This window comes from Pseudoalteromonas sp. 5Ae-yellow (assembly GCF_014077565.1).
Taxonomy (GTDB): domain Bacteria; phylum Pseudomonadota; class Gammaproteobacteria; order Enterobacterales; family Alteromonadaceae; genus Pseudoalteromonas.
This window is the reverse complement of the sequence record NZ_JACGWD010000030.1, coordinates 1-16144: the sequence shown is the minus strand read 5'-3', so window position 1 is coordinate 16144 and position 16144 is coordinate 1. Positions and strand designations below refer to the sequence as shown.

At 38.2% G+C, this 16144-nt stretch carries 18 protein-coding genes; 13 read left to right on the top strand and 5 right to left on the bottom strand.

The features are described 5' to 3' along the window. Positions 1-489: 489 nt before the first annotated feature. Positions 490-1614 (top strand): DUF748 domain-containing protein, encoded by a 1125-nt coding sequence (locus tag H4J63_RS09860; protein WP_182196263.1) that lies wholly within the window; start codon positions 490-492, stop codon positions 1612-1614. Positions 1615-1701: 87 nt separating this feature from the next. On the opposite strand, the gene H4J63_RS09855 is transcribed toward H4J63_RS09860, so the two are convergent. Further along, on the bottom strand, positions 1702-2511 hold the full coding sequence (locus tag H4J63_RS09855) for an ion transporter (protein ID WP_182196261.1): 810 nt from the start codon (positions 2509-2511) through the stop codon (positions 1702-1704). A 100-nt stretch (positions 2512-2611) separates the two neighbouring features. Between H4J63_RS09855 and H4J63_RS09850 the strand changes: the two genes are divergently transcribed. The 5 genes from H4J63_RS09850 to H4J63_RS09830 all read left to right on the top strand — a co-directional run bounded on the left by H4J63_RS09850 (position 2612) and on the right by H4J63_RS09830 (position 4808). Beyond that, the gene (locus H4J63_RS09850) at positions 2612-2824 is read left to right on the top strand and encodes a hypothetical protein (RefSeq protein WP_004334789.1); all 213 of its coding nucleotides are present in this window, start codon (positions 2612-2614) and stop codon (positions 2822-2824) included. A 15-nt stretch (positions 2825-2839) separates the two neighbouring features. Continuing rightward, positions 2840-3112 carry a hypothetical protein gene (locus tag H4J63_RS09845; RefSeq protein WP_182196258.1) on the top strand — a complete coding sequence of 91 codons (273 nt, stop codon included), beginning with the start codon at positions 2840-2842 and terminating at the stop codon, positions 3110-3112. A 77-nt stretch (positions 3113-3189) separates the two neighbouring features. Continuing rightward, a complete protein-coding gene (locus H4J63_RS09840; RefSeq protein WP_004334795.1) occupies positions 3190-3381 on the top strand; it encodes a YwbE family protein in 192 nt (63 codons plus the stop codon). Then, on the top strand, positions 3381-3899 hold the full coding sequence (locus H4J63_RS09835) for a DUF4240 domain-containing protein (protein ID WP_004334799.1): 519 nt from the start codon (positions 3381-3383) through the stop codon (positions 3897-3899). Before H4J63_RS09840 ends, H4J63_RS09835 begins: the two co-directional genes overlap by 1 nt. A 447-nt stretch (positions 3900-4346) precedes the next feature. After that, a complete protein-coding gene (locus H4J63_RS09830) occupies positions 4347-4808 on the top strand; it encodes a hypothetical protein (RefSeq protein ID WP_010552920.1) in 462 nt (153 codons plus the stop codon). A 20-nt stretch (positions 4809-4828) separates the two neighbouring features. Here H4J63_RS09830 and H4J63_RS09825 read toward each other — a convergent pair whose 3' ends face one another. The 3 genes from H4J63_RS09825 to H4J63_RS09815 form a co-directional block, all read right to left on the bottom strand. Next, positions 4829-6088, bottom strand: a complete 1260-nt coding sequence (locus H4J63_RS09825) for a Y-family DNA polymerase (RefSeq protein WP_182196254.1) — start codon at positions 6086-6088, stop codon at positions 4829-4831. After that, on the bottom strand, positions 6076-6489 hold the full coding sequence (locus H4J63_RS09820; protein WP_004334808.1) for a S24 family peptidase: 414 nt from the start codon (positions 6487-6489) through the stop codon (positions 6076-6078). The genes H4J63_RS09825 and H4J63_RS09820 overlap by 13 nt, the downstream gene beginning before the upstream one ends. Before the next feature lie 81 nt (positions 6490-6570). After that, positions 6571-6990 (bottom strand): MarR family winged helix-turn-helix transcriptional regulator, encoded by a 420-nt coding sequence (locus H4J63_RS09815; protein WP_024605139.1) that lies wholly within the window; start codon positions 6988-6990, stop codon positions 6571-6573. A 295-nt stretch (positions 6991-7285) separates the two neighbouring features. On the opposite strand from H4J63_RS09815, the gene H4J63_RS09810 reads away from it, so the two are divergent. The 3 genes from H4J63_RS09810 to H4J63_RS09800 all read left to right on the top strand — a co-directional run bounded on the left by H4J63_RS09810 (position 7286) and on the right by H4J63_RS09800 (position 10457). Next, the gene (locus H4J63_RS09810; RefSeq protein ID WP_182196251.1) at positions 7286-8029 is read left to right on the top strand and encodes a siderophore-interacting protein; all 744 of its coding nucleotides are present in this window, start codon (positions 7286-7288) and stop codon (positions 8027-8029) included. Positions 8030-8170: 141 nt separating this feature from the next. Continuing rightward, on the top strand, positions 8171-9160 hold the full coding sequence (locus tag H4J63_RS09805; RefSeq protein ID WP_024605141.1) for an LLM class flavin-dependent oxidoreductase: 990 nt from the start codon (positions 8171-8173) through the stop codon (positions 9158-9160). A 283-nt stretch (positions 9161-9443) separates the two neighbouring features. Then, positions 9444-10457, top strand: coding sequence for a patatin family protein (locus H4J63_RS09800; protein WP_004334895.1), 1014 nt, complete (start codon positions 9444-9446; stop codon positions 10455-10457). A gap of 229 nt (positions 10458-10686) precedes the next feature. Here the strand turns inward: H4J63_RS09800 and H4J63_RS09795 are convergent, their stop codons facing one another. After that, positions 10687-11118 (bottom strand): Lrp/AsnC family transcriptional regulator, encoded by a 432-nt coding sequence (locus tag H4J63_RS09795; RefSeq protein WP_004334897.1) that lies wholly within the window; start codon positions 11116-11118, stop codon positions 10687-10689. A 171-nt stretch (positions 11119-11289) separates the two neighbouring features. Between H4J63_RS09795 and H4J63_RS09790 the strand changes: the two genes are divergently transcribed. The 4 genes from H4J63_RS09790 (at position 11290) to H4J63_RS09775 (ending at position 15965) form a co-directional block, all read left to right on the top strand. Further along, positions 11290-12363, top strand: coding sequence for an ornithine cyclodeaminase (locus H4J63_RS09790; protein ID WP_024597587.1), 1074 nt, complete (start codon positions 11290-11292; stop codon positions 12361-12363). Continuing rightward, a complete protein-coding gene (gene ctlX / locus H4J63_RS09785; RefSeq protein WP_182196248.1) occupies positions 12360-13271 on the top strand; it encodes a citrulline utilization hydrolase CtlX in 912 nt (303 codons plus the stop codon). The genes H4J63_RS09790 and ctlX overlap by 4 nt, the downstream gene beginning before the upstream one ends. Positions 13272-13397: 126 nt before the next feature. Further along, complete coding sequence (locus tag H4J63_RS09780; RefSeq protein ID WP_182196246.1) at positions 13398-14804, top strand: sodium:alanine symporter family protein; 1407 nt, start codon at positions 13398-13400, stop codon at positions 14802-14804. A 129-nt stretch (positions 14805-14933) separates the two neighbouring features. Next, the gene (locus H4J63_RS09775) at positions 14934-15965 is read left to right on the top strand and encodes a patatin-like phospholipase family protein (RefSeq protein WP_182196243.1); all 1032 of its coding nucleotides are present in this window, start codon (positions 14934-14936) and stop codon (positions 15963-15965) included. Positions 15966-16144: the final 179 nt, after the last annotated feature.

Below are 16144 nucleotides of genomic sequence, written 5' to 3'. Positions count from 1 at the left end.
GTATTTTTATTCTTGTTTGCGTTAATTTTACTTTAGTAGATGAAAGCGGTTTATTCGGATCAATGCAGGTTATTAGTTGGCAAAACTATAGATAGATAAGCATGGGAATCACTTCATTAAGCGGTGTATTTGAATAGTGGTATATCCTTTGCTGTAGTGATTGTAGTTTAAAGTTTTAAGCTTATATGGCTTTGCTCTATCTGTAATTTTATACCTAACAGGTACTTAAGTTACAAATATTAGTAATTTTTACACGTTTATTTATGTACTTAATTAAAAAGTTTAACTAATTAGAGCCTGTTTATCTTTCGAGGTTAAATGTGCAGCTGTACGTTTGGTTTTTAGGCAAGGTTGAGTCTATGTTGTGTGGTTGTTCTTCATAAATAGGCGATAACGCAGCATTAATGCCAAACATACGCAGCCCCTAAATAGAACAAATTTTAATCCTTAAAGGTCAATAGGCCCTGGTTTTTAGCAAAGGAAGTTAGAATGCATTTTTCATTTACAACATTTCACGCCAAATATTTTAAAGGTGTAATAGCGCTGATTGTATTGCTTATATTAATGCGAATAGCTGCGCCTTATGTAGTTCAATACTACGTAAATTATCAGCTAAAACATACGCAAGGTGTTACGGGGCATGTTGGTGATGTAGATTTGTTTTTATATCGCGGTGCCTATGCAATTGACGACGTTGAAATTTACGCTGTTGATGCAACTTCAGCTCCGAAGCCTTTACTGAGTATTCAAACTCTTGATTTTTCACTCGCGTGGTTAGCCCTTTTAAAGGGCAATTTAGTAACAAACATGGCCTTTACGCGTCCTGAAATAGTTATTTACGATAAAGACCCCAATGCTTCTGAGCAAAATAAACAAGTAAAAGACGAAACTACCTGGGTAGGGCTCGCCAATAATTTAGTACTGTTCTCTATTGATACCTTAACAATTGAGCAAGGCAAATTAACTTTAGTTAACTCAACTAATAGTGGTGAAAAACCCACTTTTATATCAAATATTAACGCTCGAATTGAAAATATAACCAACGCGCAGAACCTATCAAAAACACTAGTGACTACTCTAAGCGTAGAAGGTGCATTAATGGGGGAGGCCGGATTAAAGCTTGATGGCAAATTAGATCCCTTTAGCAAACAAGCCAATTTTGATTTTAACGCAGAGGTACAGCGTTTCTCTGTTAAAAACCTCGATACTGTATTTAAGGTATACACGCCTTTTGATATTGAAGCGGGTGGCATTGATGGCGCTATGGAACTTGTAGCTAAAGATAATAACTTAAATGGTTATGTAAAAGCGGGCGTTCAAAACTTGAGTGTGTTCTCGTGGCGCGAAGATATAGAAAAAGATGACGACGGCATATTTACGGCCATATTTGAAGGCAGTGTTGATTTACTGGGCTCTATACTCGAAAACGATGAGTCAAAACTTGTTGCTGCACGTATTCCTATAGAGGGACAACTAGATAATACGGATGTTTCGACTTTTCAAGCTGTGATTTCGGTATTAGAAAACGCATTTTTTGATGCGTTTAAAATGAAAGTAGATAACGTTATTTCTTTTGAAGATACGGATGAAAAACCTGATAACGAGGAAAATTAAAGCTCTTTGGTAATTCTATTTCAATTAGATCTTTAAATTGCACCCACTTTTTAAACTTTAAGTGGGTGCTTTAGTACTCTTATCAGATTAGTTTTTGCGGTTACTCAATAGCTCTTTAAGCTCAGCAATTTGGGATTGTAGTTCGTTTACTTGCCCTTGCGTTGCAGGTAATGAGCTGTCGTCTGCGAGCTCTTCTCGCGCTTTGCGGTGCTCCTCACTCATAACTTCTAAAATGGCACCTACCATCATATTTAAAAATACAAATGCGGTTAAAAATATAAACGTAAGGTAATAAATCCAGCTTAATTCGTACACCGCCATTGTTTCGTACATTATGTCGGTCCAATCTTCAAACGTTGCTATTCTAAACAAGGTAAGCATTGATATTGAGACGTCTTGCCAAAGTACGGGGTTGATTTCAGCAAACATCATGCTACCCATTGCAGCGTATATATAAAAAATAACAAACATTAACAGGGCTATATAACCCATTTGCGGAATGGCTTTGAGCAATGAGTTAACCAATAAGCGCAGCTCTGGGATCATCGAAACCAATCGTAACACTCTAAATATGCGCAACAGCCTAGCAATTAACATTGTAGAGCCAGCAGCAGGGTATAAACTGCCCAATACTATGATAGTGTCAAATATATTCCATCCCTTAGAAAAGAAGTCTTTAATGCCTTTACTTGCAACAAAGCGGATTATTAGTTCAATTAAAAAGAATGCAGTAATGCCAACGTCCATCCAATTTAGAGCAAGCTCTACGGTAGGATGTAGTGAGTAAGTGTGTGCACCTACTGTAAGGGCAGAAACAATAATTACAGCTATAACAAATGATTGAAATATCTTGCTTTTGTCTATACGCTGAAACAACTTTTGTAACTGCGACATCATAGTAATAGATCCTTTGGATATTAAGATTTTATGGCGCTAATATACAATAGTATCGTAATAATTTAACGCTTTTTCGATATAGAAAGTGTAAGGAAATTTAATGTTTATCAATAAACTAAAAAGCAGCGCATTACTTATTATTGGATCATGTGTTTTGGCTGGCTGCAGCTCTGATGCACGTTTTCATGAATTACAATCGGCGCGCCTTGATGAGTGTAACTATAAAGCTGACAAAGAATATTACGAATGCCTAGATAAACAAGACTCTAACTACGAAGAGTTTAAAAAACAGCAACAAGCCCAGACTAAATAAGTAACCTTTATATTTATGACTAAAACTCAAAAACAGCGCGATAAGCAAATTCGCTTAGCGCTTACTAATGCATGCGAAGCAATTAAAGAAATGGTAATTGGTTTTGATTATCTAACGCATACAGTTGATTTAAATAACGAAGTAAACACGTTAAAAGTACAATGTTACTTTATTGATGAGGTAGCCCGTGAAGATGCAAAACCGCAACTTGATGAGTTAACGCAGATTATACTTAGCCAGCTAGCAGCTATTAAGTTGAACGCAAAACCAGCACACATCTCATTTTAAGCCAATTAACAGCGGTTTAGTTGGTATGACATCACATGGACGTTATAATTAGATAAATTATTTTTAGGGTTTAAATTATGGCTGTTCCTTCGCGTTCGCAAATTTCACCAGGTACCACAGTAAATATTGTATTAAAAGAAGATCAACGCAGCGGCACATTAACAGAAGGTGTTGTTGAGCGCCTTTTAACAAAATCACCAAATCACCCACACGGTATTAAAGTACGTTTAGAAGATGGTCAAGTTGGCCGAGTAAAAGAGATTTTATAATGGCAACGTTAACAGAGCAGGCTTTTTGGGATTTAGTAACAACGCCGGATTTAGGGCTCGATCCGCAAAGTGTGAGCGATAACCTAAAAACTAAACTTAATGATTTAAGCGATCAGCACCTTATTGATTTTGATAAACACTTTGGCATACATATGCGTAAATGTTTTACCTGGGATTTGTTTGGTGCCGCTTTTGTGATGGCTGGATGTAACGACGATTACGGTTTTAGCGAGTTTAGATGTTGGTTAATTTCGCGCGGTAAAACAGTATTCGAAAACGCTTTAGAAAATGCTGATTCGTTAGCGCAGTGTACACCTGTTTATTACTTAAACGAGCAGCCTTATCCGTACATTGATGAGTATGATTTAATAGCCGGTTTATTATTTGAAGAACGCAGCGAAGACGAATTACCGTTTATCCCATCTGGCAGTGATGAACCTAAAGGTAAACGTTTTAAAGACAAACCTAAGTTTTTAAAGCAAAGCTACCCTTTATTATTTGCAAAGTACTGGCAATAAAATAAATACCAATTCGTATAACGAGTTAAACAATCTAATGAGTTCAATTTACCCTTACAATTAAGCGCATTGGTATAAATCGTTTTGTTGTTTAAGTACGTATTAAATAAAGTGCTTAACAACAAAATGGTTTGTAATGAGTATCTAGGGCATGTTTACCTTTGGTAGTTGAATTTGTTCAATCCAAGAAGGATTTAATCGCGGCGCGAGATTTGTAAACTAGTGGGCTCGACAACTGCTCCTGCGTTATTCTAATGGCTTACATCCATGTAAGAATAATAAAAACCGAGCAAAGCTTCCGCGTCCTACTCACGGGCTTGCTCCTGTAATACGACTTCTCTCCTTTTATAGTAAATCTCTGTTATAGTTGTTAAAAGTTATAAAAGCTAAGTGATTAGGCATTTTGCTATTATTTAACACGCTGACTCACGAGGATATACCCACGAAATGAAATATTTAACACTCGCTTTATTAACTGTCGCTTTTACAAGTGCAAATGCTTTTTCTGAGCCGAGCAATAAAACACGATTTATACCGTTTTTAAAGTCAAAATTGGGGGCATACGAAGTTGTGTCGACCAATTCAGGGTTATGCGTTAATAGCGATTTGAGTTTAACAGACGAAAGTGATTTAAGTGCAGGTTTTAAACTTGGAGAGCAAATTGTATTTGGATCGCTCCACAATGGTACTCGCACTATTAAAAAACCAAACTTTTGTTTTATAACCAGTACGCTTAAATACAAAAGTGATGGCCTTGAAAACGGTTTAAGAATGAGCCGTTGTGAAAACCCTGCAAACGAAAAAACAATCAGTCAAAGTATCAAATTTTTAGCTGATAACACACTAAAATACACGTTAAGCGAACCTAGTGTAGAGTGCACATTTAAAAAAGCAGACGAGAGCAAATAAAGCATCTACTAAGTAGTAAATCATTCGCAGTATATTTTAGGAATATCGCGCCAACGTGTAGTGTACTGCGGCGATAAAAAATCACGGTTCATGTGCCATCGGTCATTTAATTTACTGCTTGCAAGGCTTAGCATCCCTTTTCCGTATCGATTATTGATTGTATCTAGGCATTGCATAAGCTTTGGATTATCAGGGCTTTTATTAAATAAGTCATTTTGCTGAAACTGTTCTGATATTAGCTCTACCGCACCCACACCACATTTATAAAACCGTATACCGGGTTGGTAAATCTTATTAAATACCTCAGATACAGCATTAGCCATCACGCAGGTGTCGTTAGTGGGTGAGGGGAACTTATACACAAAAGACTTTTTATAATATCTATTTTCGTGCACGCCACTGGCTGCAAAAATATAAAGCTGGTGAGTGAGCGAGTGTTGCGCTCTTAATTTATTAGCCACTGTGGTTACATGGTTAATTAGCGCTGTTTTAAGTGCTGTTGGCTCACATATGCGCTCTCCAAAACTACGGGTTGAATAAATCTCCCGCTTATCTTGTCGTACATCATCCCAGTTTAAACATGTTATCCCGTTAAGCTCGCTTACTGTGCGTTCAACAACCACACTAAATGCACGGCGCATTGCTCTAGGGTTTTGCTGAGCAAGATCCCAGGCGGTGTGTATATTCATTATTTTAAGTTTTTTAGCTAGCCGGCGGCCTATTCCCCACACATCTTCGCAGCTCATTCTTTGTAAAATAGCTTGGCGAGTTTGTTCGCTATTTATTACTGCAACACCATTAAAACCACTGAGCTTTTTAGCGGCATGGTTAGCGGCTTTTGCTAAAGTAGGGGTCGGGCCAAAACCTACACCTACAGGAAGCTTTGTTTCGCGCCATACTGTGCGCCTTATTGTATGACCGTATTCATGCCAGTCTTTAATTAATGATGTGTAGCCATCAAAGTGCAAAAACGATTCATCAATACTGTATATGTGCTGTGTATCGCAAAAGCGAGCGATGATATTCATCATTTTGTCGCTTAAATCAGCATAAAGCTCGTAATTGCTAGAGCGAATAACAACGTTGTTTTGCTCAAGTAAATGCTTAACTTTAAAGTACGGGCCAAATTTAGGAATATTTAAGCGCCGAGCAATAGGGCAAATAGCGCATACACAGCCATCGTTATTGGTAAGTACAACCACGGGTTTTGATCGAATAGCAGGGTCAAATACTTTTTCGGCACTGGCATAAAACGACACAGCATCAACTAAGGCATACATTTTAGTAACTCTGGGCTTTGCCTGTGCATTCTTATTGATAGCGTTACTACGCCTTCGAGCTGAAACTCGTCTGCAGAGGTGAGTTGTACAGGCTTATGTAAAGAAGACGCTGAAAGCAGCCGCGCATTGGTTTTATCAAGCAGTTTGCATACAAAAAGACCATTTAAGTTAGCAACAATAACGTCACCATTTTCTGCAGGCTCTGCACGGTCGATAACTAATAAGTCCCCTTCAAAAATTCCGACTTCTTGCATAGAGTTACCCGATGCTAGGCCAATGAAGGTAGCATTTGGGTGCTTTATTAAAAGCTCATCAAGGGTTACACCTAGCTCGGTGTACTGCGCTGCGGGCGATTCAAAACCACACACGCCTGCTTCTATATAAATGGGAATGACAAACATAACACAACCTAAAACGCATATACTGTATAAGTGTACAGTATATGCGTTTTGTGTAAGTTATGCCAAGAAATGTATAACCGATCAATCCATATTTTTGATCATTTGCTGTGCGATATCTAAAAAGTCTTTGATTTGCTGAGGGTTTAAGTTTTTACACATTTGATTATTTATTTTCTGCTCTGAGGCTAATAACTTATCAAAAAGAACTTTACCTTGCTCTGTGAGCGACAAAATAAAGCAGCGCTTATCGTGCTCACTTGCCTGTTTATTTATTAAATTTAAGCCAATAAGATCTTTAATTAAACGTGCTATTTGCGCTTTGTCGCGCTGCGTTTTAGTAACAATATCGTTAGCCGTACAGTTATTTACGCTCGCAATAATATGTATGCAGCGTACGTGCATAGCATTAATACCAAGTTCGCCTGCGTTAATTGCTTCACGAATTGTAACGCGGTAATTTTGCATCAATTCAAATAGCGTATTTGATAAAGGTGTATTCATAAAACTCTCAATATAGTTGACAAAGTCAATTAATTTGTTATAGTTGATTTTATCAACCAACGGGGCGTTGTGCAATGTCTGCTTTTATAGCAGCCAATTATTATACCAATCTGCTTATATATGGGGTCTATTTAACGTTAAGAAAATTACGCTAGAACTAGGCTAAAATTTTTGTATCTAGTTGTTCTAAATAAAAAATTTTTAACAACGTTATAGTGCAATTTAATTCGTTAAATTGATCAAAGATTTATGCAAGTTGGTATTAAAGTCCAAGTTTTGTAAAACGAGGTAATGCATGGGTAAACAAATTCGCAAAGCTAACATATTAAGTACGCAGCAAATCACACCACACCTACAACGCATTGTTGTAGGCTCTGATGATTTTAACGACTTAACCTCACAGCACATTGGTAACTATGTAAAAGTACTGATCCCAAAAAATGGTGAAGTAGATTTTAACTTAAAAACAGCGTGTATGCGATCTTACACAATAAGGCATGTAGATGCACAAACAGGCGCGTTAACACTTGATTTTGTTATAAATATGCACCAAGGTCCGGCAACTGACTGGGCTAAAATTGCAAAAGTAGGTGATGAGGTAGGTATTGCAGGCCCAGGCCCTAAAAAGCTAGGTAATTATGGGCATTCGCATTATGTGTTGCTAGGGGATTTAACATCGGTAAATGCAATAAAGGGGTATATACAGCAATTACCTTTATTTTCAAAAATTGATGCCTTTGTACATGTACCCACCGAAAAAGACATTATTGATTTAGAAACAAGCCGCGATGTTAATTGGCTTGTTACCGACAATGCTGACGAAGCGCTACTTAGCGCGCTTCAAAATTTGCACATTACAGCAGAGCCTCCCATTGTATTTATGGCATTGGAAGCTGGGCTTGTTCGTAAAGCAAAGACATTGTTAACAGAGCAATTTAATATACCACGCGGTAGTATTGTTTCCTCAGGGTATTGGAAAAAAGGCGTGGATTCAGAAGGCTATAAAGAGCTGCGCCAACGTGATGCACAGCTTGCTTGAATACCTTAGAGCAAAATAACATATACCTATTTTGCTTTAATACCACTGCGTAACTTGAATTGACCTAATAGCAGACCCATTTAAGTGTTTTATGCTAATGATGTAATACATTGTTAGCATGCATTTTTAGGAGCTACTATTTTGTTGAATTCCATTCCTTTTTCGTTATTAGAACTTGCCCCCATGATTAAAGGGGACAGCGTTACTAACACTCTTCATAAAAGTACTAAATACGCCCAACGTGCAGATGATCTTGGCTTTAACCGTTTTTGGCTTGCTGAGCATCATAATATGCCAGGTATAATTTGTGCGGCCACTTCAATTTTGGTTGGTCACATTGCAGGTAATACCAAAAAGATACGCGTTGGGTCAGGCGGTATTATGCTGCCAAACCACTCCCCATTAGTTGTTGCTGAACAATTTGGTACATTAGAGAGCTTATATCCTGGGCGAATAGATTTAGGACTAGGGCGTGCCCCAGGTAGCGACCCCGTAACGAGTCGTGCACTAAATAACGATATGAGCCGTGCAGAAAACTTCCCAGGTGAAGTAACTGAGCTGCAAACATTGTTAGGTCCTTACAATGGTACGCATCCTATACGTGCTATACCGGGGGAGGACACAAACGTTCCGATTTGGTTATTAGGCTCGAGTTTATTTAGCGCGCAACTAGCGGCGCAAAAAGGGTTACCGTACGTATTTGCAGGGCATTTTGCACCGCGCTTTGTACACGATGCAATAGCGTTGTATAAGCGCGAATTTAAAGCATCAAGCGTACTTGATAAGCCATACGTAATGCTTGCACTGCCTTTAGTGGCTGCAGATACCGACGATGAAGCGCAATACTTGTCGACTACTTCTAAGCAACGTGTACTCGAACTTATACGCGGTAATGAGCTGTGGCTAAAACCACCTGTTGAAAGCATGGACGGGTTATGGAGCGAACAAGAGCGCGCCCATGTAGAGAACTTTTTAAGCCTAAGCGTAGTAGGCGGACATGTAAGTATTAAACACAAGTTAGAGATTATAGCTAAACAGCTAGAAGTTGATGAGTTTATATTTACCAATGATGTATTCGATAGTGAAAAACGCCACCGTGCACTCGAAATTTTAATGGAAATAAAACACTAAAATATAGTTAGTTAAGCAAGCGTACACTCTGGGCTTGTTAATATACAGACATCATCAAAAGTTAAACTTTTTTAACTCATTTTATTAACTTTAAGTGATGTCTGTATTTGTTATTTAAATATTAAAAGTAAATTTGATTTCTATTTTTAGTACATATTTTGCTTTATATACCGTTCTGTTTTTTCAATTGAACTGATTTAAATAATCAATTTTAAGATATCACTTTTGTTTTTTATAATGTAGCTATTAAACCAGACATCATAAAATTAAAGGCAGGTACACCGTGAACTCTCTAAACACCGCAACAGCTAATTCAGTTAACAAAACAGCGCAGCCAAAAGTTGCACTGATTGCTGAAGGTGGCGGACAGCGAGGGATATTTACAGCCGGTGTACTGGATGCGTGGTTAGAGCAAAGCTACGACCCATTTGATTTATTTATTGGCACTTCTGCAGGTTCGCAAAACCTAACTAGCTACTTAGCTCGTCAAAAAGGCTATGCTAAACGCCTAATTAGAGGGCTTTCGCGTAACAAGCGTTTTTTTCAGCTTGGTCGTGGGTTAATGGGTAAGCACATAGTTGACCTAGATTGGTACTTTGACAAAACGACTGAAGTAAAAAGAGCCATAGATTTTAAAACGGCAAAAACCAGTTTAGGTGAGCGTGAACTGCTTATTACAGCAACAAATGCACGAGACAGAAAGCCGTATTATTTATCACCAACAGGTGAAGATAATCAATGGCGTGATCTTTTAAAGGCGTCAAGCGCACTGCCATTTTTGTACAAACAAGGCGTAAAATTGACCCCTTGGTTAGATGCAAAAGCAGCGAACGAAGCTCACTTGGTCGAAGAGAAAACACAAGCTGATTTTTATCTCGATGGCGGCTTAGCAGCACCATTGCCTGTACGTGAAGCTTACAACCGAGGTGCACGTAAAATTGTGGTAATAAGAACGGTTGACGCTAACTTTCAAGCGCAATCTGCATGGGTACAAAAGCTAAGAACATTTGCTATAGCATCGGGTTATTGTCCAAAAACATTAGACTACTTAATACAGCACGAGAAGGCTTATTTAGATGAGCTTGAGTTTATTGCAAATCCACCAGATGATGTAGAAATAATCCAAATTTTTGCAAACGAAAAACTGCATAGCAAATTATTAGGTAGCTCTAATAACGATTTACGCTTTGATCATAAATTAGGCTTGGCTGCAGGTCGATCTTATTTAGCACAGCAAAGCCAATTCGAGATCAGCAACACGCATAACTATACGCAAAGCGAATATAGTTACAATTAAACCAAATTCTTGTACCTAGATTGCAAATAGTACTGCAACTTAAAATTGCAGTACTATTCTTCATTTAAATGACACCCACCTAAATTTGTATGTTTATTAACCCCTAGATTCTGGCGCTTCAATTCTTTAAAACTATAAATGGGTGTCATTCTAAATTTTTAAATTAGCTAAAATTATTGTGAACACTTAAATAATATAAATGGGTGTCATTTTAAACCTAAAAATAAACCTAAGTTGATGAGAGTAATATGCTCGTTTCACTATTTAAAATACCGTCTATTTCTCTTACTTGCCTAAGTACTCCATCAAACTCACTTAAATTCGCGGCCTGTATCTCTGCTACCAAATCCCAAGCACCATTGGTAGTGTGCAATTTTGTAAGTTCGGGTATACCACGCATAGTTTTAATAACTTGAGAAGTTGATTTACCAATCACTTCCACCATCATAATTGCACGAACGGCTTCGGTTTCTATGTGTTCATGCACCCTTATGGTAAAGCCTAAAATAGCGCCTGAGCTCACTAATCGATCTAATCTATTTTGCACTGTCCCGCGTGACACATTTAAAGAACTTGCTAAAGCAGAGATAGAGGCGCGACCGTCTTTTCGTAATTCAGCAATTAAAGCGTTATCAAGGGAATCGTAAATATAGGGAGTCATAAATCAAACCTTTTAGAGCATGGCCTACTAAAATACACAATTTGTATATACCTGCATAGCAAAGTGATAAAAATTAATAAAATTTGTATAACTAATTGCCATATTAAATAGCATGCGGCCTCGCTAAACTTGTTTTAAATTAACTAATACATTTATTTAAGAGGTTTCAACATGAGTCATTTTATAGCACAGCCAAAACAAGGCGTTCCGTTTGTTAGCGTTCAGGCAATGGCTAAGCTTATAAATAGCTTAGGTATCGAAAACGTTTTGTTAGAGCTAACACATAAATTAGAAACCGACTTTGCCCGTTGGAAAGAGTTTGATAAATCACCTCGCTATGCAGCACACTCACCAGAGGGTGTAATAGAGCTAATGCCTGTGAGTGATGGCCAGATGTTCAGCTGTAAATATGTAAACGGTCACCCAAAAAACACCTTTCGAGAACTTCAAACAGTCGCTGCATTTGGTATTTTAGCCGATGTAGATAGTGGTTATCCGGTAATGATCAGCGAAATGTGCCTACTAACAGCGCTACGTACAGCGGCTACATCGGCGCTGGTGGCTAAGTATTTAGCACCAAAAAACTCAACAACACTTACATTAATTGGTAATGGGGCACAGTCTGAGTTTCAGGCACTGGCATTTAAAGCTGTATTGGGCATAACACATATTCGTTTATACGATATAGATGCAAACGCGTCTAAAAAAGCATTTACTAATTTAAGTGCTTACGGGTTAAACGTAACTATTTGTAATAGCGCACAGGAAGCTGTGCAAGGTGCGCACGTTATTACAACCTGCACTGCCGATAAAACCAATGCTACAATTTTAACAAACGACATGATCCCACAAGGTGTGCACATTAATGCAATAGGTGGCGATTGCCCAGGTAAAACAGAGTTAGATGCTAAATTACTCGAGCGCGCTAATGTATTTGTAGAGTACGAGCCACAAACTCGAATAGAGGGCGAAATACAACAAATGAGTGAAAGCTTTGTTGTAACTGAGTTTCATAAAGTCGTTAATAAGCAATCGCTTGGCCGTACTAGCCAAGACGAGTTAACTATTTTTGATGGTGTAGGCTTTGCGAGCGAAGACTTTACAGCGCTTGTATTTATACGCGATCAACTTATTAAAAGCGGTGAATTTACATTGCTCGATTTAATTACACAGCAAGCCGATCCGCGCAACTTGTTTTCGGTACTTAATACAGAGCAAACATCAGCACAAGAGCACGTAGCATGAGCCACGTAAATCAAGCTCCGAGTGCGGTTGTTATGGTACGTCCGCATCACTTTACGTCTAACCCACAAACAATGCTCGACAATGCATTTCAAAGTGAATGCTTAGCACCAAATCAAAGTGAACAAGCATATAACGAAGTCACAAATGCAGTAAAATTATTAAAAAATGAAGGGGTAAAAGTTCACCTTTTTGAAGATGAGCAAACACAGACTCCCGACTCTGTGTTTCCAAATAACTGGTTTTCTACTCATCAAAGTGGGGAATTAATAATCTACCCAATGTTTGTAGAAAACAGAAGGTTAGAATATCGAAAAGATATTATTGATTTTTTAACGGATCACTATAAAGTGACGGTTGTGACTGATTATGCGCATTTAGCGAAAGAAGATTCATTCCTGGAAGGTACGGGCTCACTGGTTCTCGATCATCAATATAAACTGGCTTATGCAGCAAAATCTAAAAGAACAACTCAATCGGTTGTTAATACAGTTTGTAATTTGCTCGCATTAAAACCCGTTATATTTAATGCATATGATGAAAAAGGTACAGCGGTATATCACACTAATGTATTAATGTGCGTTGCAACTGAGTTTGTAATGGTTGGCTTAAACATGGTGCCAAGTGAGGAGCGTAAAGCGCTAGTTACTCATTTTTTACAAAGCCACCACGAAGTAATTGATTTATCACTCGATCAAATTAATCAATTTTGTGGTAACGCCATAGAGTTACAAGGTGACAATGGCCGTATTTTAGCGTTATCGCAAACAGCATTTAATGCGCTCACAACAGCACAAATAGCAGCCATACAAAAAACGGCTAAGCTTGTACCGTTACCGATTCCTACCATTGAGTCGGCTGGTGGATCAGTTAGATGCATGATTGCAGGAGTTCATTTGCAAAACAAATAATGTATAGTTTTAAGGCAGCAAAAAGTATGGCTGCCTTATTAGTACAAAATTTAAGTCGATGTCGTAAGCAAAAGGCGTTATATCCGCAACAGGATACTAATATAAAAATATAAGAAGGAATTAGCAATGTTCGATACCGTCGTCAAAAGCGTAAACAACCTTTTGTGGGGAGAAGGTCAGGTACTTATTTATATACTCTTGTTTACAGGGATATGGTTTTCAGTACGACTAAAAGCAATTCAAATACTTAAATTTAAACATATGTTTAGCCTTTTAAAAGGCAGTAGCAAATGTAAAAAAGACGACATTTCATCATTCCAAGCATTGTGTACAGGGCTTTGCGCACGAGTAGGCACTGGTAATTTAGCCGGTGTGGCTGTGGCAATTTCACTTGGCGGCAGCGGTGCAATATTTTGGATGTGGGTAATAGCCATACTGGGTATGGCTACAGGCTTTGCTGAAAGCGTACTTGGGCAAGTATATAAAGTGCGAGATAGTGGCGGCGAGTTTAGAGGCGGCCCTGCGTATTATATTCAACAAGGTTTGGGTAGTCGAGCATTCGCAATTGTGTTTGCCGCGTGTTTGTTTTTAGGTTACGGCTTTACGTTTAGCGCAATGCAAACTAACACAATTACCGACGCACTTAATTACGCGTTTGAAGTTCCTACATTTTATTCAGGCCTGGTTATTACCGTACTAGCCGGCTCAATTATACTCGGTGGCTTTAAAGCAATTGCCCGATTTGCAGAGCGTGTTGTGCCAATAATGGGCATTGTGTTTGTACTTGCAGCCCTAATTATTACTATTATAAATTTCACGCAAGTACCTGCCATGCTTAAAGATATATTTTTATCGGCGTTTGGTTTACAAGAAGCTGGGGCTGGTGCAATGGGCGCAGCCATTAAAAACGGTATACAACGTGGTTTATATTCTAATGAGGCCGGTGCAGGTAGTGTGCCGCATGCTTCAGCAAGTGCCAGCCCAATTCCTAATCACCCTGTAACGCAAGGTTACATACAAATGCTAGGCGTATTTTTCGATACAATAGTACTGTGTAGCTGTACCGCGGTGATCATTTTATTAGCCGATATAGACATAAGCGGCGAAATGGAAGGCATTCGTTTAACACAAAGCGCCATGACTGCTCACTTAGCACAAGGTGGTGTTTACTTTGTAGCAGCCGCTATTACCTTATTTGCTTTTACATCGGTAGTGGCAAACTACGCCTATGCAGAGAGCAACTTGCACTTATTTAAACTCGACAACAAAGTAGGGCGCGGTATTTACACTTTGCTTTATTTATCAATGATGTTGTGGGGCGCGTCGGCCACTTTAAAAGAAGTCTGGGATTTAGCCGATATTGCCTTAGGGTTAATGACAGTGGTTAACGTTATCGCTATTATACTGTTAACGCCGACTATTTTGTCTGTTACGAGCGATTACCACGCACAAAGAGACAAAGGTTTAGAGCCCGAATTTAAAGTAAAAGATGTAAAGGTACAGGGCAAATGCGAAGGCGGCATTTGGGACTAACTCAAGCACACTTAACTATAAAAAGCGGTTTTATGGCAACATAAAACCGCTTTTTATTTTGCATAAGTATTCACTTTCAGTGTTGTAAAAATAACTGAAAAAACCAAAATTAAAGGCATAATTTTTTAAATGATCGAGATTCACGCAGGGAAAACAGCGGCTAAAATTATTAACGAACAGGGCTTTAAACCTGAACTTTTCACCTCTTTTTTAGGTGCAAGTGGCGGTCCTAAATGGTTTACATTATTTGGCTTAGATAAATATATTTTTGGTGAATTTTTTAAAAACCGTACCCAACCACTTAATTTAATTGGCTCATCTGCCGGCGCTTTTCGCTCTGCGTGTTTTGCACAAAACGATCCCGTTGCTGCCATTGAGCGATTAGCAAAATCGTATTCGCAAACTAGGTACTCAAGTAATAAACCAACACCAAGTGAAATCACAATAAAAGCGCGCGCATTACTTGAAGATGTTTTTGGCGATAACGGCGTAACCGAAATTATAAATAACCCAATATTTAAAGCGCACTTTATAGTGGCAAAATCGAATGGCTTTATTGCTAGCGAAAATAAATTAATACAGTTAATGGGTTTATCAAAAAGTTATATGTTAAACCGCGTTAACCGAAAATTATTAGGCTCGCAATATGAGCGTTTTATATTTGGCCCAGCAACAAGTGACTTATCAATTACCGACAGCTACAATTTTAAAACGCAAAACATAGCGCTTACTCAAAATAATTTAAAAGATGCATTACTTGCATCGGGTTCAATACCGCTTGTTATGCAAGGTATAAAAAATATTGCAGGCTCGCCGCAAGGAATATATCGCGACGGCGGAATTATCGATTACCACTTTGATTTAAAAATTAATAACCCAGGCTTAATTTTATATCCGCATTTTAATAGCGAGCCAAAAGCAGGGTGGTTCGATAAAAATTTAAAACGCAAAGTATCACCTCTTAATTACGATAACGTGGTTATGATTACTCCATCAAAAGAATTTGTAACAAGTTTACCGTACGGAAAAATCCCAGACAGAAACGACTTTACCGATCTTGATGCAGACACGCGTATTAAATATTGGAATATAGTTTTTAGTGAAACAGAAAGGCTAGCTGAAGCGTTTGATAAAAAGTTAAAAAATGTTATTAATTTTTAAAAATAAAATATAGTTTTATTAGTTGCTATAAGAAGTCAGTTAACATAATTAATGAGGGCGTTCAGAATTCTGTGTCAGCCTAAGTTGCTAAATATCTAGCACACCATCTAACCTACCTTCGAAGTGGATGGCCAATTGCGACAATGTCAGATTCCAATTATGGATTGGCATTGTCCATT